The 4,004-nt window shown below is 71.3% G+C and carries 9 protein-coding genes; 7 read left to right on the top strand and 2 right to left on the bottom strand.

The window, feature by feature from the left end; translation table 11 throughout:
• The 6 genes from ACTIFU_RS22870 to ACTIFU_RS22845 form a co-directional block, all read left to right on the top strand.
• A partial coding sequence (locus ACTIFU_RS22870) for a hypothetical protein (RefSeq protein WP_439580632.1) occupies positions 1-204 on the top strand: 204 nt, incomplete at its 5' end.
• Positions 201-524: a hypothetical protein gene (locus ACTIFU_RS22865; RefSeq protein ID WP_439580631.1), complete on the top strand. Its 324-nt coding sequence runs from the start codon at positions 201-203 to the stop codon at positions 522-524. The genes ACTIFU_RS22870 and ACTIFU_RS22865, both read left to right, overlap by 4 nt.
• A 28-nt stretch (positions 525-552) precedes the next feature.
• Positions 553-1,260 (top strand): DUF6441 family protein, encoded by a 708-nt coding sequence (locus ACTIFU_RS22860; protein ID WP_439580630.1) that lies wholly within the window; start codon positions 553-555, stop codon positions 1,258-1,260.
• Positions 1,260-1,406, top strand: coding sequence for a hypothetical protein (locus ACTIFU_RS22855; protein ID WP_439580629.1), 147 nt, complete (start codon positions 1,260-1,262; stop codon positions 1,404-1,406). The genes ACTIFU_RS22860 and ACTIFU_RS22855 overlap by 1 nt, the downstream gene beginning before the upstream one ends.
• The gene (locus ACTIFU_RS22850) at positions 1,397-1,849 is read left to right on the top strand and encodes a hypothetical protein (RefSeq protein ID WP_439580628.1); all 453 of its coding nucleotides are present in this window, start codon (positions 1,397-1,399) and stop codon (positions 1,847-1,849) included. The genes ACTIFU_RS22855 and ACTIFU_RS22850 overlap by 10 nt, the downstream gene beginning before the upstream one ends.
• 15 nt (positions 1,850-1,864) lie before the next feature.
• Positions 1,865-2,815 carry a phage tail tube protein gene (locus tag ACTIFU_RS22845; protein ID WP_439580627.1) on the top strand — a complete coding sequence of 317 codons (951 nt, stop codon included), beginning with the start codon at positions 1,865-1,867 and terminating at the stop codon, positions 2,813-2,815.
• A gap of 31 nt (positions 2,816-2,846) precedes the next feature.
• On the opposite strand, the gene ACTIFU_RS22840 is transcribed toward ACTIFU_RS22845, so the two are convergent.
• Positions 2,847-3,179, bottom strand: coding sequence for a type II toxin-antitoxin system RelE/ParE family toxin (locus ACTIFU_RS22840; protein ID WP_439580626.1), 333 nt, complete (start codon positions 3,177-3,179; stop codon positions 2,847-2,849).
• 23 nt (positions 3,180-3,202) lie between these two features.
• Entirely contained in the window at positions 3,203-3,505 is a 303-nt protein-coding gene (locus tag ACTIFU_RS22835; protein WP_439580625.1) for a type II toxin-antitoxin system ParD family antitoxin, read from the bottom strand.
• Positions 3,506-3,627: 122 nt separating this feature from the next.
• On the opposite strand from ACTIFU_RS22835, the gene ACTIFU_RS22830 reads away from it, so the two are divergent.
• Complete coding sequence (locus tag ACTIFU_RS22830; protein WP_439580624.1) at positions 3,628-4,002, top strand: hypothetical protein; 375 nt, start codon at positions 3,628-3,630, stop codon at positions 4,000-4,002.
• Positions 4,003-4,004: the final 2 nt, after the last annotated feature.

The following is a 4,004-nucleotide window of genomic DNA, read 5'->3' as shown; positions in this document are numbered from 1 at the left end:
AGCCATCTCCTTCGTCGGGCCTGCGCGCTCGCCGTCGCCCTGGCTCTGCTCGGCGGATGCGCGTCGGAGCTCTGGGACGCGCTGTTCCCGCGCGATCTCTGCCTGGAGATCCGGCCGATCCTGCCGAGCCCGCGCGACACCGCCGACACCCTGCGCCAGGTCGCGGCGCAGACGGCGCTCATCCACGAGGTCTGTGCCCGATGACCCATGCGCCCACGAACGGCTTCGTGCGCCCCCGCTACGAAGGCGTGATCACGCTCGGCAACATCATCTCGATCATCACCGTGATCATCGCCGTGACGGCCGGCTACACGCAGATGCGCACCGAGCTCACGCATGAGCGGGAGAACCGGCTGAAGCTCGAGCGCCAGATCGCCGAGACCCGCCGCGACATCCTCGACACGCAGCGGTCCCAGCTGCAGGAGCTGCGCCAGGCGGTGCGCGAGCTTGAGGCGCGCGTGGGATTGCTCAGCGAGCGTCTCGCCGCGCAGTCGCGCTCGTCCGGCGTGGGCGGGCCGCGGTGATCGTTCGCCTCGGCAACCGGGCCGGCCCGTGCGACTGATCGCCGCGCTCGGCGCGAGCCTGACCAGGATCCTTGAGCAGGAGGTGCGCGCGGGTGAGCGCGCGGTGACGCGCGGCGTGCGGGCGGAGACCGAGCGGCTGAAGACCGAGCTCCGCCAGCAGGTGGTCTCGGCGTTCGGTGCCCGCGGCCGCGGCATCGCCAATGCCTGGCGCGCGCGCGTGTTCCCGCAATCGGGCGAGAGCCTGGGTGCGGCCGGGATCGTCTGGACCAAGGTGCCGAGCATCGTCGATGCGTTCGAGCGCGGTGCGACGATCCGCGGCCGCGGCGGGCGGTACCTGGCGATCCCCACCGGCTTCAACGCTGCGGGCGGCAGGCGGGGTCGCGCCAATGGTGGGCTCCGTGTCACGCCCCAGCAGATGGTGGTGAGCCGGCAGGCGTTCCTCCGGCCCTTCCGCTCCGGGCGAGGCTTCGTCTGGTGCCTGCCGGTGCGGCAAGGGGAACGCGTTGGCCGCCGCCGCGCACCGCTGATCGCCGGCGGTCTGGCTGCCGTGGTGACCGGCAACCGCCGCGGTGCGCCGCGCTGGCAGGCCGAGCTGCTCCGCCAGGGCTTCGTGCCGATGTTCCTGCTCGTGCCCCAGGTGCAGCTCGCCAAGCGGCTGGATGTACGCGGCGCCGGCCATCGGGCGCTCGCGCGCCTGCCCGCCGCGATCGCGCGGGAATGGAAGGTCGTGACCTGATGATGCGTGTCGAGAAGCTCTCGCCGCGGCGCTGCCTGGCGCTGCTCACGCTCGGCGTCATGCTGAGTTGGCTGGTCGCGTTCGTCGCGCTCGCGATCATGCACGTGCTCGGACGCTGGGCCGCGGAGCTGCTCGGATGGCTGTGAGCACGCGCGAGGCGGCGCTCGCCGCGCTGCACGCCGCGGTCGCGAGCGCGCTCGCGTCACACTCGCCCGCCCCGCAGGTGATGCGCAGCGAGACCGTCCCGCAGCGGATCGCCGCAGGTGGGCTGGTGATGATCCAGGACGGCGAGACCGTCGAGGAGACCGCGATCCTCTCGCCGCTGCGTTGGCAGATCCGCCACGTCGCCGAGGTCGTGGTGGCCTCATCCGGGCCCACGCCCGAAGCGCGCGCCGCGGCACTCGACGCGCTGCTGATCGACGTGGCCGAGGCGATCGTCGCCGACCGCACACTGGGCGGCGTGGTCGAGTGGGCGCAGCCCGAGAGCCCGTCCTTCGACGACCTCGAGTTCGACGGCGCCGCCTCGGTCCGCGCCGCATCCGTGCCTGTCTCGCTCTGGTTCACCACCAGCGAGACGCCGCTCTCCTGACCCCCGGAGGTTCCCATGCCCCGTGCCATCGGCGCGAACAGCAAGCTGCACATGGCGGTGGAGGCTGCGTATGGCACGCCGCCCTCCGGCGACTGGCGCCTGATGCCGTTCGTCTCCTGCGACCTCGGTGCCGAGCAGCCCTTCATCGACGCCGACGTGATTGGCCTCGCCCCCAACCGCGACGTCGCCCCGCCGTTCCGCGATATCGTCACCGTGCAGGGCCAGGCCGTGGTGCCGGTCGATCTCGAGTTCATCGGCGACTGGCTCACCCTGCTGCTCGGGCCGCCCACGAGCAGCGGCGCCGATCCGGACTTCGAGCACGTCTTCGTCTCCGGCGCCTCGCCGCTGCCCTCGGCCAGCATCGAGCTCGCCTATCCGGACGTGCCGAGCTTCGACGTGATCGCGGGCGTGCGCGCGGATACCTGCGAGATCGACTTCTCCCCCTCCGGCGCCGCCACCGCCACCTTCGGCCTGATCGGCCAGGGCTCGACCCGCTCGGCCACCTCCGCCGCCGGCACCCCGACCACGCGCGACTACGTCGCCTTCAACAAGGCGCAGGGCTCGATCCGCCGCAACGGCGCGTCGCTGGCGCAGATCACCGGCGGGCGGCTCACCTACTCGAACGGGGCCGAGATCGTCCGCACGATCCGCGACGACCTCAAGATCGAGGGCGTCGATCCGGGTCTCGCCCGCGCCACCGGCCAGATCACCAGCCGGTTCGAGAGTACCCTCCTGCTCGATGATGCGGCGAACAACGCCGCGCTGGAGGTCGCGTTCGAGTACCGCATCAGCGCCACCCGCCGGCTCACCGTGACGCTGCACGAGACCTATCTGGCACTCGCCAAGACGCCGATCCAGGGACCCGCCGGCATCGAGGCCGCCTTCGAGTTCCGCGCCGCCTTCAACCCCACCGCCGGACGCATGATGACCGCCACCCTCAGGAACGGGGTCGAGAGCTACGTCTGAACGATCGTCGGCTTCGTCTTCCGCTTTCGGCTCAGGCGTCGTCGGGATCCACGTGCCGAGCAAGGTCCATCGCATCGTGCAGGACCCGCAGCACGTCGATGACCTGGCGTCCCGCCTCGCGACCGACCCGGAACAGGAGGAAATGCCGCCCGCGGCGGCCCTTGCGCGCGACGTGCAGCGTGAGAAGGCCGGCGCCAATCTCGTCACGGGCCTTGGCGCCAGGCACCCCAGGACCCTCGCTCAACGCCTCGATCGCGCTCGTCAGCGTCTCGGCGTAGTGACGAGCCTGTGCCTCACCGAACTGCCCGGCACTCCACTCCAGGATCTCCGCAACGTCGGCTTCGGCCTGCGCCGTCAGCTGCACGCGCCACGAGCGGCGTGGCGGGATCAACGCGCTTGCACGCGCTTGGCGCCCTTACGGATGGCGGCGTCGGCCACCTTGCCAAGATGGCGACGAAGCGACTCTGGATCGTCGAAGCTGCGGAACCGGCCTGCCTCGATATCGGCGATGCCGACACGTGCGGCCTCGCGCAGCGCCTTGAGCCGTGCCTGCTCTTCGGCATCGCGGGCCTCGATGAGGCGCAACCCCTCGCGCAGTACCTCGCTGGCGTTCTGGTAGCGGCCTGAGGCGACGAGCCGTTCGACCAGCTCGGCCTGGTGGTCGGTCAGCACAACATTGCGGGTTGGCATGCGCGATCTCCTGCGGGTGATCGTCACCAGTGTTGGCAGAATATGCCATTCGGTCCCACGCGACAAGCCACACACCCGGCACCGGCGTTTCGCCCTTGAGAACCATCCTACCGGAGGTACCGATGCTCACCCTGGACATCGCCCGCGAGCCGCGTTGGCTCGACCTGCCGCAGGGCGTGCGGCTGCTGGCGAAGCCGCTCGACCGGATCACGCGCGCGGCGGCGGAGGGTGCGGCACTCGCCGAGGCGAAGGCGCTGCTCGGCGAGGCCGCCCAGGAGCGGGCCGTCTTCAACGGTCTCTACTTCCTGCTGCTGGTGCGGCTGATCGCCCGCCGCCTCGTCACCGCCTGGGAGGGCGTGGGCGACCGCGACGGCGCGCCGCTCGGCTTCGCACCGACGGCGCTGGATGCGCTGATGGAACGCGACGACATGGCGGTCGCGTTCTGGGATGCGGTGATCGGCCGGCCTGATCCGGCGGAGGCGGAGGGAAACGCCTGAGG

Origin of the sequence: Elioraea sp. (genome assembly GCF_051860475.1) — a bacterium.
Classification (GTDB): domain Bacteria; phylum Pseudomonadota; class Alphaproteobacteria; order Acetobacterales; family Acetobacteraceae; genus Elioraea.
This window is presented reverse-complemented; position numbering and strand designations above follow the sequence as displayed.